Raw genomic sequence first — 16,517 nt, forward strand, 5'->3', positions numbered from 1 at the left:
CCGTGGTGGAGGTGCGCACCGCCCACGGGGTGCTGCGTGCTGAGGTCGACGCGCGAGAGTCGTGGCGGGCCGCTGCGGAGCGCGTTGCCGGCCGACGGGTCGTGCCCGTCGACCTGTCCGCAGATCCGCCCCTCTTCGCCACCGAGTCCCCTTGGCAGGTGGCACTGCGTCCGGCCACGCCGGGCGACCTTCCCGATCTGCTCCGGTGGCGGCAGCACGAGCACGTTCGCCGGTGGTGGGCCGCAGAAGGGGAGCCCACCCAGGAGTTGGTGCGAGGTCAATATGCACCGGTGATTGCTGGCGAGACGCCCGACTCCTTGTGGATCGTCGAGACCAACGGTCGTTCGCTCGGGTTCTTGATCGACTACCTGTTGCGCGACCACCCGGACTACGCCGTGCTCACTCCTGACCCGGAGGCGATCGGGGTCGACTATGCGATCGGGGAGCCGGGTTGGGTGGGCCGCGGTGTCGGTCCGCAGATGCTGTGGGCCTGGATGCTCACGGTGGGCCGGCGCCATCCCGGCGTGGCCACGGGATTCGCGGCGCCAGATCATCGCAACGTCGCGTCGTTGCGAGTGCTTGCCAAGGCTGGCTTCCGTGCGGGGACGTGGTTCGACGAGCCACAGCCTGACGGCACGGTCGACACGGTGGTCGGGTGCAGCATCGGGTTCGCCACCGTCTTGGGATGACAAACTGCTGCTCGCGGCGGGGGTGTTCGTGGCAGCAGTTCTCGGTGGGCGATAGTTCTTCCATGCCCTTCGACTCCGACATCCGCGAAGCCCTCCGTCCGCCCGGGCCGGCCGTCGACCTCGGCACCATCGATCCCCGAGGCCTCGTGGGGCATGACGGTGACAAGGACCGTGCCGAGGACGAGCTCGTGCAGGTCGGCGAGGAGTTGGCCGACCTGCAAGAACGTCTCTTCGCGCATCGGGGCGATGCGGCCGCACGCAGCGTCCTGTTGGTCCTGCAGGGCATGGACACCTCCGGCAAGGGCGGCGTCATCCGACACGCCGTGGGCCTGGTTGACCCGCAGGGAGTGCGGATCACCTCCTTCAAGGCCCCGACGCAGGAGGAGTTGGCCCACGACTTCCTGTGGCGCATTCGCAAGGGCATCCCCGACGCGGGCTACCTCGGCGTGTTCGACCGCTCCCACTACGAGGACGTGCTCATCGGCCGGGTCCGCGCCCTCGCGAGCCCCGACGAGCTGGAGCGCCGCTATGACGCAATCAACGCGTTCGAGCAGGAGCTGGTCGAACGAGGCGTGGTGATCGTGAAGTGCATGCTCCACATCTCGCCCGATGAGCAGAAGGAGCGCCTCCTGGCCCGGTTGGAGAATCCGGACAAGCACTGGAAGTTCAACCCCGGTGACATCGACGAGAGGGCGCAATGGGGTGCCTATCGCGAGGCATATGAGATCGCCCTCACGCGCACCCACACCGAGCACGCCCCATGGCACGTCGTGCCGAGCGACCGCAAGTGGCTGCGCAACCTGGCTGTCGCGCAGCTGCTGCTGGAGACCTTCCGGGACCTCGACCTCGGGTGGCCGCCGGCCGACTTCGACGTCGAGGAGCAACTCGAGCGTCTCAAGGAAGAGGACCCCATCGGATGATCGAGATCCACCGGATCACCCGGTACAACACGCCGCTGCGTGAGGGTGGGTCGCTGCCCGGCATCGTCGAGGCCGATGACCTCGGCACCTACGTGTGCAAGTTCCGCGGGGCCGGCCAAGGTCTCCGAGTGCTCGTGGCGGAGGTCATCGTCGGCGAGCTGGCCAGAGCCATCGGTTTGAGCACACCCCGTCTGGTGGGGCTCGACCTGAGGCAGGAGATCGCCCGCTACGAGGCCGACGAGGAAGTGCAGGACCTGCTGACCCGGAGCCTGGGCCTCAACCTGGGTGTCGACTTCCTGCCTGGCTCGTTCGGTTTCGACGGGGCGATCCCCGACGGGGACGACGACGCCGGCAAGATCCTGTGGCTCGATGCCTTCTGCGCGAACGTCGATCGATCCTGGCGCAATCCCAACATGCTCGTGTGGCACCGGAAGCTCTGGGTCATCGACCACGGGGCGAGCCTGTACTTCCACCACGGTTGGGGTGGCGGCGTCACGGACCCCTACGTTTCGCCAACCAAGCATGGGACGCCAGTGACCACGTGCTCCTCGATCACGTCAGCGAGCTTGCTTCGGCGGACAAGGTCATCTCTGCGTTGCTGACCGAGGAACTGCTGGGTGACATTCTTGCGCAGGTCCCCGATGAGTGGCTCGAACCGGTCCCCGGTGCGGAGACGGCCGCCGCGCTGCGCGATGCCTACGTGAGGTTCTTGGTCGCACGCCTGTCCACCCGCCAGTGGCTCCCGGGGGTGGGCGCATGAGCTTCGCCTACGAGTACGTCGTGATTCGCTGCGTGCCTCGGGTGCACCGCGAGGAGTTCATCAACCTCGGCGTCGTCCTGCACTGCCAGGGCGCAGAGTTCCTCGACGTGGAATGGCGCTGTGACGACGACCGGGTCCGAGCCCTGGACCCGCATGTCGACCTGCACCAGGTGCGCGACGGCATGGCCTACATCGAGGCGATCTGCCGCGGCACCGGGCGTGCCGGGGCTGCTGCGAGTGCCTCGCTCGGCACCCGATTCGGGTTCCTCAAGGCTCCGCGCAGCACGGTGCTGCAACCTGCTCCGGTCCACGGTGGTCTCACCGACGATCCCGCGGCCACGCTGGCGCGACTGTGCTCCGTCCTCGTCGGCTGAGATGCGGGCGCTCTCGTGGGTCAGACGGGGACGAGCTCGACGGCGCCGACGGCATACCTGGCGAGTACGACGCGGGCCAGCTCCTGGTGGGCGCCCAGCGGCGCGGAGACCGCAACGGCGCCGGCCTCGAGGGCAAGCTCAGCGGCACGGTCGGGCAGGAAGCCCGGCGCAAGGAAGAGCGATCCGACGGCGATGTGACGACGGCCCTCGGCCCGGAAGGCACGCACGGCCTCGCCGGTTGCCGGGGAGCCGTCGAGGCGAACGCCGCCTTCACGGGGAGGTGGTGGTGCGCACCCCAGACCCGGGCGAGCCGGGCGACGGTACGGTTGGCGAGTTGATCGCTGGAACCGGCTGCAGCGAGCACCAGGGCATCGAGCTCGAGCACCCGCGCCTCCTTGAGGGCGGCCCGAAGCCGCAGGTCGAGCACCTCGAGGAATGCGTTCTCCAACCCGAGGATGGAGGACGCGCGGATCTTGAGGCCCTCGTGCTTGGCGCTCTGCTCGGCGATCGCTGCCGGAACGTCGACCTTGGCGTGGTAGGCCTCGGTCAGCAGCAGCGGGACGACGACGATCTCCTCGACGCCCGCGCGTGCGAGCTTGCCGACGACGGCGTTGAACGACGGCTTGGAGAACTCGAGGAATGCCGTCTCGATCCGCAGATCCGGCCGCAGGGCGCGGACTTCGTCGACGAGAGCGGTGATGGTCTCGGCTGAACGAGGGTCGCGGCTGCCGTGTGCCAGGCACACCAGTGCAGGAGCGGTCATGGCCGAACGCCTCCCTTCGGGAATGTGGTGCATCGGTTCTCGTACGGGTTGTTCATACGTGGATCCCGCACTCGGTCTTGTTCTGACCCGCCCAGCGGCCGCTGCGGGGGTCTTCGCCGGGCGCGACCCGCGACGTGCACGGCCAGCACCCGATGGACGGGTAGCCGTCGTACACGAGCGGGTTGACCAGTACGCCGTTGTCCTGGATGTAGCGCTCGACCTGCTCGTCGCTCCACCGGGCGATGGGGGAGACCTTGACCTTCCCCTTCTTGGCATCCCAGCCGATCACCGGGGCGATGACTCGATTGTGCGTCTCGGCTCGCCGCAGCCCGGTCGCCCAGGCGTCGTACTCCTCGAGGCCCTCGGCCAGGGGCTGGACCTTGCGCATCTTGCAGCACAGGTCGGGGTCACGCTTGAAGAGCTCGGGGCCGAACTCGGCGTCCTGCTCCGCCACGGTCTGCCGCGGGGTGAGCGTGATCAGGTTGATGTCCATGGTGTGCTTCACCGCGTCGGCGGTGCCGACGGTCTCGGTGAAGTGGTAACCGGTGTCGAGGAAGACGACATCGATGCCCGGGGCGACCTTGCTGGCGAGGTGTGCCAGCACGGCGTCACCCATCGAGGAGGTGATGCAGAAACGCTCCCCGAACGTGGCCACGGCCCATTCGATGATGTGCTCAGCGGGTGCCAGCTCCAGTTCGGCGCCGGCGTGCGAAACGATCTCGCGCAGTTCCTCGGGGCTGCGCCCCTCGGTGTGGCTGCCCCGGTAGGCGGCGGCTTGCGTCGTTGCGAACGCAGTCATCGCTCTCCTCCCAGGTTGGGCCGGGCAATCATGCCCAGCATCTTGACGGTGAAGGCCCTCAAGCAGGACCGGCATTCCCATGCGCCGTGCGGCGAGGTGATCTCGCCGTCCTCGCCCTCCACCTCGTGGGGACGAAGGTCGCCGTCACCGCAGTACGGGCAGAGGTAAGGCGTGGCGCGGGAGTTCATCGGGTCAGACACCCACCAGTTCGGGGGCGGTCTCGCCGCGCAGCGCGTCGTCGTCGGCACGGGTGACCCAGGCAGCGAAGGTCTCGTCTTCCTCACGCTGGATGAGGTAGGCGTTCACGACGTTGGTGATGTAGTCGTCCAAGCCGGAGCTCGTCACCTTGTGGGCGCGCAGCTTGCGACCGAACCCGGCTCCGAGCCCGAGCGCGCCGCCCAGGTGGACCTGGAAGCCCTCGACCTGGTCGCCGTTCTCGTCGAGCACCAACTGGCCCTTGAGGCCGATGTCGGCGACCTGGGTGCGGGCGCAGGCGTTGGGGCAGCCGTTCACGTTGACGGTGATCGGCTGGTCCAGGTCGGGGAACCGGCTCTCGAGCTCACCCACGAGCTTGCGGGCCCGTTCCTTGGTGTCGACGATCGCGAGCTTGCAGTACTCGATCCCGGTGCAGGCCATCGTGTTGCGACGCCAGTTCGAGGGGTTCGCCTCCAGCCCGATCGTGTCGAGGTCCGCGACCAGGGCGTCGACGGCGTCCGGCGCGACGCCGAGGACCACCAGCTTCTGGTACGCCGTCAGCCGGGCGCCTGCGGCACCGTGCTTCTCGACGACGTCGGCCAGGTCGACCAGTGTCTGACCGTTGATGCGGCCAACGGTCGGGGCGACCCCGACGTAGAACTTGCCGTCCTTCTGCTCGTGCACACCGATGTGGTCGCCCTGGCGCAGGGGCGCGACCGGGGACGGGTTGTTGACGAGCTCACGCTTGAGGTACTCGGTCTCGAGCACCTCGCGGAACTTCTCCTTGCCCCAGTCGGCCACCAGGAACTTCAGGCGGGCGCGGGAGCGGAGGCGTCGGTAGCCGTAGTCGCGGAAGATCGACGCGACACCCTCCCAGGCATCGGCCACCTCATCGAGCGGGATCCACACACCGAGCTTGACGGCCAGGTGTGGATTGGTCGACAGTCCACCACCGACCCACAGGTCGAAGCCGGGACCGTGCTCGGGGTGCACCGTGCCCACGAAGGACACGTCATTCGCCTCGGGGGCCACGTCGTGGCTCGGGTGTCCGGTCACCGCGGTCTTGAACTTGCGGGGGAAGTTCGAGAACTCGGGGTTGCCGATGTAGCGACGCTTGATCTCGGCCAGGGCCGGACTGCCGTCGATGATCTCGTCCTTGGCGACGCCCGCGACGGGCGAGCCGAGGAACGGTCGCGGAGAGTCGCCGCATGCCTCGAGGGTGCTCAGGCCGGCAGCACCGAGGCGCTCCCAGATCTCGGGCACGTCCTCGATGCGGATCCAGTGGTACTGGATGTTGCAACGGTCCGTGATGTCTGCGGTGTCACGGGCGAAGTCGACCGAGACGCTGCCGAGGGCGCGCAACGCGTCCGCATCGAGCAGGGCGCCGTCCGAGCGGACCCGCATCATGAAGTAGCGGTCGTCCAGCTCCTCTTCCTCGAGCTGGGCGGTCTTGCCGCCGTCGAAGCCCGGGGCGCGCTGGGTGTAGAGGCCCATCCAGCGGAAGCGGCCGCGCAGGTCCGCCGGGTCGATCGAGTCGAATCCCCGCTTGGAGTAGATGTTGAGGATCCGCGACTCGACGTTGAGCGGGTTGTCGTCCTTCTTGGACTGCTCGTTCTTGTTGAGCGGCTCCATGTAGCCCAGGGCCCACTGGCCTTCGCCCTTCTTGGGGCGGGGGCGAGGTTTGCGGGCAGGTGCCTGGTCATTCATGTGCGAGTTCCTTCGCAAGCAAGAGACGCGCGACGCGGGGTGCCGGTGTGCCACATCCTTGGGGCACTGGGCTCCTGCGACCGTGCGCCCGGACGGAAGATCTGGTCTGGGCGCCCGCCAACTCAAGTGTTTCGGGCGGCGGGGGTCGTCAGCAGGGCCAACACATCATGCTGCGGGTACGCCCGAAGTCCACGTGGCGTCGGACCACGAGGTAGGCGTGAGTGGCAGCACTGATCATGGGCATGAGTCTCACGTCGCGGACACCGCTTCCACAACCTGACATCTCATGCAGTGAGATGCATGTCCAATGCTCGAGACGGTAACCGAGGTGGCCGGCCGATCCTGAGTCTGAGGCGGGGATCCGGCATGGTGCGCATCACATCGCGCCCCGGGAGATCGACGTCAGCGTGAAGCCGGGGAGCACTAGTCTGTGCGGCATGAGTGACCTCTCCTCCCTGACCAGCTCCGCCTACCAGCAGGCTCTCGAGGTGATCGCCTCGGTCGAGCCGCGCATCGCCGAGGCCACCCGGCAGGAGCTCGCCGACCAGCGCTCCTCGCTGAAGCTCATTGCCAGCGAGAACTACGCGTCGCCGGCCGTACTGCTGACGATGGGCACCTGGTTCAGTGACAAGTACGCCGAGGGGACGGTCGGTCACCGCTTCTACGCCGCCTGCCAGAACGTCGACACCGTGGAGTCGCTCGCAGCCGAGCACGCTCGGGAACTGTTCGGAGCGCCGTACGCCTATGCGCAGCCGCACTCCGGCATCGACGCCAACCTCGTCGCCTTCTGGTCGATCCTGGCCAACCGGGTCGAGACCCCTGCCCTGGAGAAGCTCGGTGCCAAGAACGTCAACGAGCTCACCGAGGCCGACTGGGAGTCGTTGCGTGCCGAGCTCGGCAACCAGCGACTGTTGGGCATGTCCCTCGACACGGGCGGTCACCTCACCCACGGCTTCCGGCCCAACATCAGCGGCAAGATGTTCCACCAGCAGCAGTACGGCACGGACCCGGAGAGCGGCCTGCTCGACTACGACGCGCTGCGGGCCAAGGCGAAGGAGTTCAAGCCCCTGGTGCTGGTCGCCGGCTACTCCGCCTACCCGCGTCGGGTGAACTTCGCCAAGATGCGGGAGATCGCCGACGAGGTCGGTGCCGTGCTCATGGTCGACATGGCCCATTTCGCCGGTCTGGTCGCAGGCAAGGTGTTCACCGGCGAGGAGAACCCGGTGCCCTACGCCCATGTCACCACGACCACCACCCACAAGTCGCTGCGCGGTCCTCGCGGTGGCCTGGTGCTGGCGCAGGAGGAGTTCGCTGCCGACATCGACCGCGGCTGCCCGATGGTGCTCGGTGGCCCGCTCTCGCACGTGATGGCGGCCAAGGCGGTGGCGCTGGCTGAGGCACGCAAGCCCGAGTTCGGGACCTACGCCCAGAACATCGCCGACAACGCCAAGTCGCTGGCGGAGGGCTTCAACAAGCGGGGCGCCCGCCTGGTCACCGGGGGCACCGACAACCACCTGGTGCTGCTCGACGTCACCAGCTTCGGTCTCACCGGCCGTCAGGCCGAGTCGGCACTGCTCGACGCAGGCGTGGTCACCAACCGCAACTCGATCCCCGCCGACCCCAACGGCGCTTGGTACACCTCCGGCATCCGGTTCGGTACGCCGGCACTCACCACCCGCGGCTTCGGCCACGACGAGTTCGACAAGGTCGCCGAGCTGGTGGTCGACGTGCTCAGCAACACGCAGCCGGGCACCACCAGGGCCGGCGGTCCCTCGAAGGCCTCCTACGTGCTGGCGGAGGGCGTGGCCGATCGCACGCACGCGGCTTCGGCCGAGATGCTCGACAAGCACCCGCTCTACCCGGGCCTGGAACTCACCTGAGTCACGCACTGCCGACCTGACGTGGATCACGGGCGCTCCCGCGTGGCGGGGGCGCCCGTGACGTTGGGGCGAACGTAGGTTGATGTCATGCTCGGTCGGGTCCTGCTGCGGGTGCTCCGGGCGATGTGGCGGGTGACGCTCGAGACGGTCAAGTCGTGCGTGCGTTACCGGGTGACCGGGCTGGCTGCGGAAGCCGCGTTCTTCGCCGTGCTCTCCATCCCGCCCCTCGTCTTCGCGCTGGCCGGCTCGGTCGGCTTCATCACGGGGCGCTTCACCGACGACGAGGTCGGTGACGTGCGCGCCGGCGTACTCAACATCGCCGACCGCGCGATGACCGACTCGGCGGTCGACAAGGTCATCAGGCCCACCATCAACGCCGTGCTCGACGGCGGCCGCTTCGACGTCATGTCGATCGGGTTCCTGCTTGCCCTGTGGTCCGGGTCGCGGGCGTTGAACGTCTTCGTCGACACCATCTCGATCATGCACGGCCTGGGCGGTGAGCGCGGCATCGTGCGCACCAGGGTGCTGTCGTTCTCGCTCTATGTCCTCGGCCTGCTGATCGGTGCCGTGACCATCCCGCTGGTCCTGGTCGGGCCGCGGTTGGCGAGGGAGTGGCTTCCTGACCGCCTGCTCTTCGCCCACCAGTTCTACTGGCCGACCGTCGTGGTGCTGTGCATCTGCTTCCTCGCCACGCTCTACCACGTGTCGATCCCGGTGGCGACCCAGTGGCGCTACCAGCTGCCGGGGGCGACCTTCGCGCTCTTCGTGTGGATCTTCGGGTCGTTCCTGCTCCGGTGGTTCCTGATGGTCACGGCCACCGACTCCCGCTCGATCTTCGGCCCGCTGGCGGCGCCGATCGCGGTGCTGCTGTGGCTCTACCTCGTGTCGATCGCGGTGCTGATCGGTGCTGCGGTCAACGCGTCGGTGGATCTGCTCTTCCCGCAGCTGTCGACGACTCGAGCACGGGAGCTGCTGCGTCGCTGGTCTGCTCCTCTGGGAGGGCAGGCCCCGCGGACGTGACGGGCGCGCGCGGGAAGGAACGCGCCGACGCGGAGCCGCTCGCCGAAGATCGGTGAGTGGCCCGTGCCATGCTTCTGCCGTGGACGAGTCGACCCAGCCCCAGCAACCGGCGGGCAGCCTGCTCGGTGGGATCTCGCTGCCGGAGCGGAAGCGCTCGCCGTGGTGGGAGCTGGGCAGGCGGCTGCTCTTCGCGCTCGGCATCCTGGCTGGCACGGTGCTGCTGGTGTGGCTCGACCGCAACGGCTACCGCGACGCCAACGATCCGACCGGTGAGGTCGACCTCATCGATGCGTTCTACTACTCGACGGTGACGCTGAGCACGACCGGCTACGGCGACATCACGCCGGTCACCGACAACGCCCGTCTGGTCAACGCGCTCGTGATCACCCCAGCCAGGATCGGATTCCTGGTGCTCTTGATCGGTACCACGCTCGAGGTGCTTGCCACCCAGGGCCGAGAGATGTTCCGGGTTGCCCGGTGGAGGAAGCACATGGACGACCACGTGGTGGTGATCGGCTACGGCACCAAGGGGCGCAGCGCCGTCGACACCCTCGCTCGCAACGGGATCCCACGCACGGCGTTCGTCGTCGTCGACCCCAAGCCGATCGCGCGGGAGGAGGCCAACGCCGACGGCCTGGCGGTGATCGCGGGTGACGGAACCCGTCGCGAGGTGCTGCGGCGGGCCGGCGTCGGCAAGGCCAGTCAGGTGATCATCACGACCGACCACGATGCCAACACGATGATGGCGACGCTCACGGTGCGTCAGCTCAACGCCGACTCCTACATCGTGGCCGCGGTGCGCGAGCACGACAACGTGCCCCTGCTGCGACAGAGCGGTGCCGATTCTGTCGTGACGTCCAGTGAAGCGGTCGGCCGTCTGCTCGGGCTCTCCTCGCTGTCGCCGACGCTCGGAGCCGTCATGGAGGACCTCATGACCTACGGAGCGGGGCTGGAGGTCGCCGAGCGCGACCTGTTGGTCAACGAGGTGGGCAAGGCGCCGCAGTCGCTGCCCGACCAGGTGATCTCGGTCGTCAGGGACGAGAAGGTCTATCGCTATTTCGACCCCGTCGTGACCCAGTTGGCGCGCGGCGACCGACTCATCGTCGTACGCCCGTCGAAGGAGAAGCCCTGGGCGCCGCGTCCCGGTACCCATGAGGAGGAGCGGGCCTCCGCAGACGAATGACCGAGATCCGGGAATCCTGACCGATCGGGCAGTCCTGTCTGACCACTGGTCCTGAACCGCACGGTTCGCACCTCCGCCACGTCGCGCCGCACCTAGCGTGGTGGCGAATCCGGCAGAGGGAGCAGCGTGCGCGCACAGGCAGGGGCGATCGGCTCCGTCGCAGAGGGACACTTCGACGTCGACGTCTGTGACGTGGTGGCGGCGATTCGTCGGATCCGGCCGCGGCGGTTGGCGGTGCTCCCCGGCGGGGGTACGTCGCTCAGCGCGCGCGTGAGCAGCGCCTATGGCACCGGCGTTGCCCAGCGGCTCACGATCGTCGTGGAGCGGGTGCCCGGGGGCAGCCGGGTACGGGTGGGCGCCAAGGAACCGATCGACACCCGGATGCGCGGGCTGGCAACGTCGGCCTACCTGCGGGTGCTGGCGGCCGAGCTCACCCCGCTGCCTCCCGGCGAGGGTGAGTCTGCGGGAAGCATCACCTGAGCTGGTGTGCCGATCCGGCAGAACGACTAGGGTCGGCTGCAGGGCAGAGGAGGCCGGACGTGGAGAGTGTCGACCCGGTGACCGAGGTCTCTCGGGACTACTCGGCCGACCTGCGTGCGGTGATGGCGGCGATGCTGCGGAGCAGGCCGCGACACGTCCGCCTGGTCAGTGCCAACGCGCGGTCGGTGCGTTGCGTCTTCAGCACGGAGTCCGACGGCTTCCACCTCGGCCAGCAGGTGACGGCCGACCTGGCACCTCACGAGTTCGGCACCCGCGTGCGGATCGTCAGCGGGGAGAGCCACTGCGTGAGCGGGTCCAGGAGGCGCTGGGTCGGTTCCTCGATGAGGTGGGACGGGTGCTGGCTCAGCAGCGCGGATCGGATTCCGGAAGCGGCTGAGTGACCGATCGCCGTGGTGGCCCGGCCGGGGCCGACGGAGTCGGCTCCCACCAGGCGGCCCACGCAGCGCGGTGACCTTCGGTTTCGGCATAGTTCGGTTAGGCATTGTCGACGACGGAGGACACCACATGACCCGCGCACCCCGCACGCTCACCGAGGCTGTTGACGCCATTTGCAGTGGAGCCTGCTCCAGCAGTGAGCTGGTGGAGCAGGCGCTCGACGCCGCCGAGCGCTACGACGACAAGCTGGGTGTCTTCTTGAGCCGTTTCGACGAGCAAGCGCGTGCCGATGCCGCCTCGGCCGACCGAGCGATCGCCGGCGGTGCCTCCCTCGGGCCACTCCATGGCATACCCGTCGGGGTCAAGGACATCATCGCCACTCGCGAGGGACCGTCGACGTCCCAGAGCCCGGCCATGCCCGCGCCGTGGGGGCCGGAGGAGGCCACCGTGGTGCAGCGGCTCCGGGACGCCGGCGCGATCGTCATCGGCAAGACCAGCACCCTGGAGTTCGCCTACGGCCTTCCCGACCCCACCCTGCCTTTCCCGGTCCCCACCAACCCGTGGGACGTCAGCAGATGGCCGGGCGGTTCCAGTTCCGGTTCGGGAGCTGGCGTCGCGGCAGGGATGATGCTGGGCGCACTCGGGACCGACACTGGCGGAAGTGTCCGGGTGCCAGCCGCGATGTGTGGCATCTCCGGCCTGAAGCCCACCACCGGCACGATCGACGACCACGGCCTGGTGCCGTTGGCCGCGAGCGTCGACACGATCGGCCCGATGGCCCGCTCCGCCCGCGATTGCGCCGTCCTGCTCGCGGTGATGACCGGGAGCGACGCGCCAGCCGCCATCGAGCGCCTCGACGGCCTCCGCGTGGGTGTCGCCACCATGGCGGCGATGAGCGGCGCCGAGGCGGATCCGGCCATTGCCGAACTCCTCGACGACGCCGTGGCGCAGCTGGAGTCCCTGGGGGCGACCGCAGTTCCGGTGGATCTGCCGCTCTACGAGGAGGTCGTGGACTCCGACTACCTGACCATCGTGGCCGAGCGACTCAGCTGGCACCGTCCGCACTTCCCCGACAACTGGGACCGGTACGGCGCCGATGCCCGCTCGGCCATGCTGCGCGCCGCGCACTACACCGCAGCCGACTACGTCCAGGCGCAGCGGGTACGCCGGATGGGTCAGAACGCGGTCGCCGCGCTCTTCGCAGACATCGACCTCATCGTCTCGCCGATGTGCTCACGAACCGCACCGCCGATCACCGAGCTGGGCGACTGCATGTCGACCTGGAAGTCGCTCGTGCACGCGCCGTACTGGAACGCACTGGGCAATCCCGCCGCATCGGTCCCCATGGGATTCGCCGGCAACGGGCTGCCCATCGGGCTGCAACTCATCGGACGTCCCCGCCAGGATGCATTCGTCCTCCAGGTTGCGGAGGCCTATCAGCAGGTCACCGACTGGCACCTGCGGACCCCGGACCTCGCCAGGATCGATGGGACCGAGGCGGGAGTCCCCATCGCGGCACCGGTGGCGCCCGGGCTCGAGACGCTCGATCCGGGGGCACTCGAGCTGGCTCGCGAGTTGTTGCACCGCTCCGGCATCGCGCCGAGCGTGGGTGACCTGGCGAGCCTGACCTCCGGGATGGCGGCTGCTCGTCGTTCGACCGACCGGCTCTGGAACGTTGCTTGCGGCGACGAGCCGGGCGCGCTGGCGCTGAGCTATCCCGAGGTGTGAGAGGCGATCGCCGGGTCGGTCTCGCCAGCGGCGGGGCATCGTCAAGGGACGCGCACAACCGGCTCACGTGCACCCTGCGTCGGAGTCCTCATCGATCGCTCGGCCCTCGTCGGAGAGCAGGGTTCTCGAAGTCTAGGCCGGACCAGTTGCTGTCCGAGAACGGAAAGAGCCCCTCGAAAGGGGCTCTGACCTGCGTGTTTCTGGTGGGCGATACTGGGTTCGAACCAGTGACCTCTTCGGTGTGAACGAAGCGCGCTACCACTGCGCCAATCGCCCCTGTGGTGCGAACGGAACTTTAGCGCACATGCCCCTTCGGATCACAAACCGGGGGCACCCATCGAAGTGGTCCACGTCATGTCGATTCCCTCGTTGTCGCGGCGTCATGACCGCATGTCACCCCCGTCTCCTCTGTGTGAGCGGTGCCAGCGAAGGGGATGACATGAGCAGCCAGGAAACGCCCGACATCAGTCAATCGATCGTGATGCGATGCGTGCGGGACTCCGGTGCTGGTCCGATGCTGCCGGTCGTCCTCGGGTTCCGCACCAGCGACCCCTACGCGGTGTCGGCCTCCTTCGGCACGATGATGGGCGAGATCGTCTGGACCTTTGGCCGCGACCTGCTCAGTGAGGGTCTCGGCGGCTCGGTCGGCATCGGTGACGTGCGGGTGTGGCCCGGCGTCGACCTGACGGGTCGGGGCACCCTGATGCTCGAGTTCCGCTCGCCCGACGGGGAGCTCGTCGTCGAGACGCCCCGCGCCGAGGTGGCCAACTTCGTGGCGCGCACGCTCCAGCTGGTGCCGTCCGGAGCTGAGAGCGACCATCTCGACGTCGATGCCATCATCAACGAATTGCTTGCCGTCTGACCCAATCGCTCAGGGATCGAGGGTCTTCGCCGCGTTGTCGGCGAAGACCCTCGCCGCATTTCTGGTCACTGGCCCCGGGCTGGGCAGCGAGACGTCGTTGCACGCGTGCACGGCCTGGACGTCGCGGGTCGTCGAAGCGAGGAAGATCTCGCTGGCCTGCTGCAGCACCGCCACGGGTTCGTCGACCTCGCGCACGTCGAGCCACTCCACGAGGAGGGCTCGAGTGACGCCGGCCAGGCAGCCACTGGCCAGCGTGGGGGTGCGCAGCTCCCCGTCGAGCACGTAGAAGATGTTCGATCCGGTGCCCTCGCACAGGTTGCCGGAAGTGTTGGCGAAGATCGCCTCGCTCGCCCCCAGCTCGGCCGCTCGTGCGAGCGCGACGACGTTCTCGGCGTACGACGTGGTCTTGAGTCCGGCCAGCGCGCCGTGCTCGTTGCGTGGCCACGGCACCGTCGCGATCGACGTGGACGCCGGGTACGGCGCCATGGCCGTCGCGACGACCGCGAGCGTCGGACGGGTGTCGCCTCGGCCGGAGCCCAAGGGGGCAGGACCCGCGGTGTAGGTGATGCGGAGCCGCCCGAGGGGAGTGGCTCCACGGCAAGCACGGCAGCGACCCCCGACGTACGTCATCCCGGTCGACGGGCGGAAGGCCGAGGGATTCGGCGCACCACGCGAGCCGGTCGAGGTGGCGGGTGAGGGCGAAGGGTTGCGAGTCGACCACCTTGATGGCCTCGAAGACCCCATCGCCAACGGTGAACCCGTGGTCGGTGAGGCGGATCGATGGGGCATCGGGGTCGCTGAGGAGTTGTCCGTCGAGCCAGGCGTGCATACCTGCACGGTAGTCGTCGGAGCCCGCCGTGGCATTGGGGAAACGGGCCGCGAAGGGTGGGCGAACACGCCGGAAGACCCCGGATTTTGCATGTCCCGGGGGTTCGGCTAATGTTCTCGTCGTTGCCCGGGTCGGGAAGCCGGCAGGGAGCAGCAAGCGGACGTAGCTCAGTTGGTAGAGCGCAACCTTGCCAAGGTTGAGGTCGCGAGTTCGAGCCTCGTCGTCCGCTCTGAGAGGTAACACCAAAGCCTCCACGGTGGGTTGGCCGAGAGGCGAGGCAACGGACTGCAAATCCGTGTACACGGGTTCAAATCCCGTACCCACCTCGAAATGGTTAGGATCGGGGCACCAACCCGAACAATTCAAGATCTGGGGCGATTGGCGCAGCGGTAGCGCGCTTCCTTGACACGGAAGAGGTCACTGGTTCAAACCCAGTATCGCCCACCAGGAACATGCAGGTGAGAGACCCCCTTCAGGGGTCTCTTTCCGTTTCCGGGAACATCTGGGGAACAAGGAACAGCAAATTCGGCCGCTCCTGTCCCCAGCGCCACCTCGGCGACCGCACAGAGCGAGCGCGCCAGACATCTGCAGCAGACACAGCACGATGGTGAGGATGAGCCCATCGGCTGAGCGCCATCGAAAGCGGTTACGCGCCGACGCTGAGGGCAAGTACTTCGCCGTGGTCCTCGGCGTCGTCGGAATTGCCATCGCCCGGAGGCAGCACGAACTGGATCTGCGCACCGAGTGCGTCGGCGAGTTTGAGCAGGGTCGGGACGGTCGGCGCGATCTGGCCCCGCTCGATGCGGCTGATGTCCGCTTGGGCGACACCGCTCAGCTCCGCGAGGTCGGATTGCCGAAGGTTGCGAGCCTTGCGGGCCGAGTAGATGACATGGCCGAAGGCGTAGGCAGCGCGGAAGACGCGCTCGGCCTCGCGCCTTTCTGCGCTCTGGTCGGCACGACGCTCTCGCGCGTACTCAGAGAACTTCTTGGCCATGGTGACTCCTCTCGTCCATCAGTTTATGGGTGGTAACCCATACGGACAACATAGTTCGTCAAGTTCTCCGGCGAGACTTCTTCTGTGACTGCTTCTTCGACTGGCTCGCCTGCGCGAGCCGCCAAGCGCGGAGCCGCTTCCGCGCCTCCTCGATCTCCTTGTTCTGGCGACGCGGACTGTCGTCGCTGCGCTTGTCGTGGCCGTGGAGAAGTAGGATGACCTTCTGCCCGTGGAAGTGCACGAACAGCCGGAGCAGGATCCTCGCGGGCTTCGACGGCGTACTGGTGCCGGAGTCGGTGTAGAGAGCCTTGATGGTCGCTGCGTCATGCCTGACCCGGAACTCGTGAAGACCTTCACCGAGTGCCTTCAACCAAGGCGTGCTGGCGAGCGCGACGCCGTCCTTCTCGAGGATCTCCTCGATCGCGGTCGCCAGCGCCTCGAACTCAATCTCGCGGAGATCACGCATCCACACCTCAACAGGACGCCGGCCATCGGCGTCCTCGTAGAACTCTGCGGTCCACGTGTTCACTCGGCTACCGTGCCATTCGGCTCCGACACCAACGCCGACAAGCGGCGCGCAATCTCGGCGTCGCGATCGGCCGCGGCATGCTGGTAGCGCATCGCAGCGCCCGGCGTGGAATGACCAAGGCGACCCATCAACTCGGCAAAGGTCACCCCAGTCTGGACGGCAAGCACTGCGCCGGTGTGGCGGAGGTCGTGCCAGCGCAGGTCCTCGCGGTCGGCGGCCTTCCGAGCCGGGTAATAGACCTTGTAGAAGGTGGACGGCGCCATGTGGGAGTTGCTGTCGGCGGCAGCCGGGAACAGCAGCGCGTCCGTGCCTCTGCCCGTGTGGTTCTTCAGGGTGGGCGTTCACGACAGGGATCAGGTGAGGCGGGATGGCGACATCGCGGACACCGTCTTGGACGTCGTACTCACGG

Annotated in this window: 20 protein-coding genes, 4 tRNA genes and 1 pseudogene; 15 read left to right on the top strand and 10 right to left on the bottom strand. The window is 67.9% G+C overall.

The window, feature by feature from the left end:
• Positions 1–5 precede the first annotated feature (5 nt).
• The 5 genes from L1066_RS03915 to L1066_RS03935 all read left to right on the top strand — a co-directional run bounded on the left by L1066_RS03915 (position 6) and on the right by L1066_RS03935 (position 2,743).
• Positions 6–689: a GNAT family N-acetyltransferase gene (locus tag L1066_RS03915; protein ID WP_235735069.1), complete on the top strand. Its 684-nt coding sequence runs from the start codon at positions 6–8 to the stop codon at positions 687–689.
• A gap of 62 nt (positions 690–751) precedes the next feature.
• Positions 752–1,609: a PPK2 family polyphosphate kinase gene (locus L1066_RS03920; protein ID WP_235735070.1), complete on the top strand. Its 858-nt coding sequence runs from the start codon at positions 752–754 to the stop codon at positions 1,607–1,609.
• Positions 1,606–2,211: a HipA family kinase gene (locus L1066_RS03925; RefSeq protein WP_235735071.1), complete on the top strand. Its 606-nt coding sequence runs from the start codon at positions 1,606–1,608 to the stop codon at positions 2,209–2,211. Before L1066_RS03920 ends, L1066_RS03925 begins: the two co-directional genes overlap by 4 nt.
• The gene (locus tag L1066_RS03930) at positions 2,205–2,369 is read left to right on the top strand and encodes a hypothetical protein (RefSeq protein ID WP_235735072.1); all 165 of its coding nucleotides are present in this window, start codon (positions 2,205–2,207) and stop codon (positions 2,367–2,369) included. Before L1066_RS03925 ends, L1066_RS03930 begins: the two co-directional genes overlap by 7 nt.
• Complete coding sequence (locus L1066_RS03935; RefSeq protein ID WP_235735073.1) at positions 2,366–2,743, top strand: DUF3037 domain-containing protein; 378 nt, start codon at positions 2,366–2,368, stop codon at positions 2,741–2,743. The genes L1066_RS03930 and L1066_RS03935 overlap by 4 nt, the downstream gene beginning before the upstream one ends.
• A gap of 20 nt (positions 2,744–2,763) precedes the next feature.
• On the opposite strand, the gene L1066_RS27475 is transcribed toward L1066_RS03935, so the two are convergent.
• From L1066_RS27475 to L1066_RS03960, 5 genes and pseudogenes are all read right to left on the bottom strand, one after another.
• A complete protein-coding gene (locus L1066_RS27475; RefSeq protein ID WP_235735173.1) occupies positions 2,764–2,970 on the bottom strand; it encodes a hypothetical protein in 207 nt (68 codons plus the stop codon).
• 236 nt (positions 2,971–3,206) lie between these two features.
• A pseudogene (locus tag L1066_RS27480) lies at positions 3,207–3,539 on the bottom strand (CbiX/SirB N-terminal domain-containing protein); the annotation flags it as partial.
• 19 nt (positions 3,540–3,558) lie between these two features.
• A complete protein-coding gene (locus L1066_RS03950) occupies positions 3,559–4,305 on the bottom strand; it encodes a phosphoadenylyl-sulfate reductase (protein WP_235735074.1) in 747 nt (248 codons plus the stop codon).
• Positions 4,302–4,493: a hypothetical protein gene (locus L1066_RS03955; RefSeq protein ID WP_235735075.1), complete on the bottom strand. Its 192-nt coding sequence runs from the start codon at positions 4,491–4,493 to the stop codon at positions 4,302–4,304. The genes L1066_RS03950 and L1066_RS03955 overlap by 4 nt, the downstream gene beginning before the upstream one ends.
• A 4-nt stretch (positions 4,494–4,497) precedes the next feature.
• On the bottom strand, positions 4,498–6,207 hold the full coding sequence (locus tag L1066_RS03960) for a nitrite/sulfite reductase (RefSeq protein ID WP_235735076.1): 1,710 nt from the start codon (positions 6,205–6,207) through the stop codon (positions 4,498–4,500).
• A 437-nt stretch (positions 6,208–6,644) separates the two neighbouring features.
• On the opposite strand from L1066_RS03960, the gene L1066_RS03965 reads away from it, so the two are divergent.
• The 6 genes from L1066_RS03965 to L1066_RS03990 all read left to right on the top strand — a co-directional run bounded on the left by L1066_RS03965 (position 6,645) and on the right by L1066_RS03990 (position 12,894).
• The gene (locus L1066_RS03965; RefSeq protein ID WP_235735077.1) at positions 6,645–8,087 is read left to right on the top strand and encodes a glycine hydroxymethyltransferase; all 1,443 of its coding nucleotides are present in this window, start codon (positions 6,645–6,647) and stop codon (positions 8,085–8,087) included.
• Between the two features lie 87 nt (positions 8,088–8,174).
• A complete protein-coding gene (locus L1066_RS03970) occupies positions 8,175–9,107 on the top strand; it encodes a YihY/virulence factor BrkB family protein (RefSeq protein WP_235735078.1) in 933 nt (310 codons plus the stop codon).
• Positions 9,108–9,186: 79 nt separating this feature from the next.
• A complete protein-coding gene (locus L1066_RS03975; RefSeq protein WP_235735079.1) occupies positions 9,187–10,290 on the top strand; it encodes a potassium channel family protein in 1,104 nt (367 codons plus the stop codon).
• Between the two features lie 126 nt (positions 10,291–10,416).
• On the top strand, positions 10,417–10,770 hold the full coding sequence (locus L1066_RS03980) for a hypothetical protein (RefSeq protein WP_235735080.1): 354 nt from the start codon (positions 10,417–10,419) through the stop codon (positions 10,768–10,770).
• Between the two features lie 59 nt (positions 10,771–10,829).
• Positions 10,830–11,171 carry a hypothetical protein gene (locus L1066_RS03985; protein ID WP_235735081.1) on the top strand — a complete coding sequence of 114 codons (342 nt, stop codon included), beginning with the start codon at positions 10,830–10,832 and terminating at the stop codon, positions 11,169–11,171.
• A gap of 124 nt (positions 11,172–11,295) precedes the next feature.
• Positions 11,296–12,894: an amidase gene (locus L1066_RS03990; RefSeq protein WP_235735082.1), complete on the top strand. Its 1,599-nt coding sequence runs from the start codon at positions 11,296–11,298 to the stop codon at positions 12,892–12,894.
• Positions 12,895–13,095: 201 nt separating this feature from the next.
• On the opposite strand, the gene L1066_RS03995 is transcribed toward L1066_RS03990, so the two are convergent.
• Positions 13,096–13,170, bottom strand: a tRNA-Val gene (locus tag L1066_RS03995).
• Positions 13,171–13,333: 163 nt separating this feature from the next.
• Between L1066_RS03995 and L1066_RS04000 the strand changes: the two genes are divergently transcribed.
• Entirely contained in the window at positions 13,334–13,756 is a 423-nt protein-coding gene (locus L1066_RS04000) for an SsgA family sporulation/cell division regulator (RefSeq protein ID WP_235735083.1), read from the top strand.
• Between the two features lie 9 nt (positions 13,757–13,765).
• Here L1066_RS04000 and L1066_RS04005 read toward each other — a convergent pair whose 3' ends face one another.
• Positions 13,766–14,296, bottom strand: a complete 531-nt coding sequence (locus tag L1066_RS04005) for an aminotransferase class IV (protein ID WP_235735084.1) — start codon at positions 14,294–14,296, stop codon at positions 13,766–13,768.
• Positions 14,297–14,741: 445 nt separating this feature from the next.
• Here L1066_RS04005 and L1066_RS04010 point away from each other — a divergent pair.
• The 3 genes from L1066_RS04010 (at position 14,742) to L1066_RS04020 (ending at position 15,032) form a co-directional block, all read left to right on the top strand.
• A tRNA-Gly gene (locus L1066_RS04010) sits at positions 14,742–14,814 on the top strand.
• A 26-nt stretch (positions 14,815–14,840) separates the two neighbouring features.
• Positions 14,841–14,911: transfer RNA gene (locus L1066_RS04015), tRNA-Cys, on the top strand.
• A gap of 46 nt (positions 14,912–14,957) precedes the next feature.
• Positions 14,958–15,032 (top strand) — tRNA-Val (locus L1066_RS04020).
• Positions 15,033–15,231: 199 nt separating this feature from the next.
• Here L1066_RS04020 and L1066_RS04025 read toward each other — a convergent pair.
• The 3 genes from L1066_RS04025 to L1066_RS04035 are packed head-to-tail and all read right to left on the bottom strand — an operon-like array spanning position 15,232 to position 16,440.
• Entirely contained in the window at positions 15,232–15,579 is a 348-nt protein-coding gene (locus tag L1066_RS04025) for a helix-turn-helix domain-containing protein (protein WP_235735085.1), read from the bottom strand.
• 58 nt (positions 15,580–15,637) lie between these two features.
• On the bottom strand, positions 15,638–16,108 hold the full coding sequence (locus tag L1066_RS04030; protein WP_235735086.1) for a hypothetical protein: 471 nt from the start codon (positions 16,106–16,108) through the stop codon (positions 15,638–15,640).
• Complete coding sequence (locus tag L1066_RS04035) at positions 16,105–16,440, bottom strand: tyrosine-type recombinase/integrase (RefSeq protein ID WP_312006980.1); 336 nt, start codon at positions 16,438–16,440, stop codon at positions 16,105–16,107. The genes L1066_RS04030 and L1066_RS04035 overlap by 4 nt, the downstream gene beginning before the upstream one ends.
• Positions 16,441–16,517 lie beyond the last annotated feature (77 nt).

The organism is Nocardioides alcanivorans (genome assembly GCF_021555175.1).
GTDB classification, from domain to species: domain Bacteria; phylum Actinomycetota; class Actinomycetes; order Propionibacteriales; family Nocardioidaceae; genus Nocardioides; species Nocardioides alcanivorans.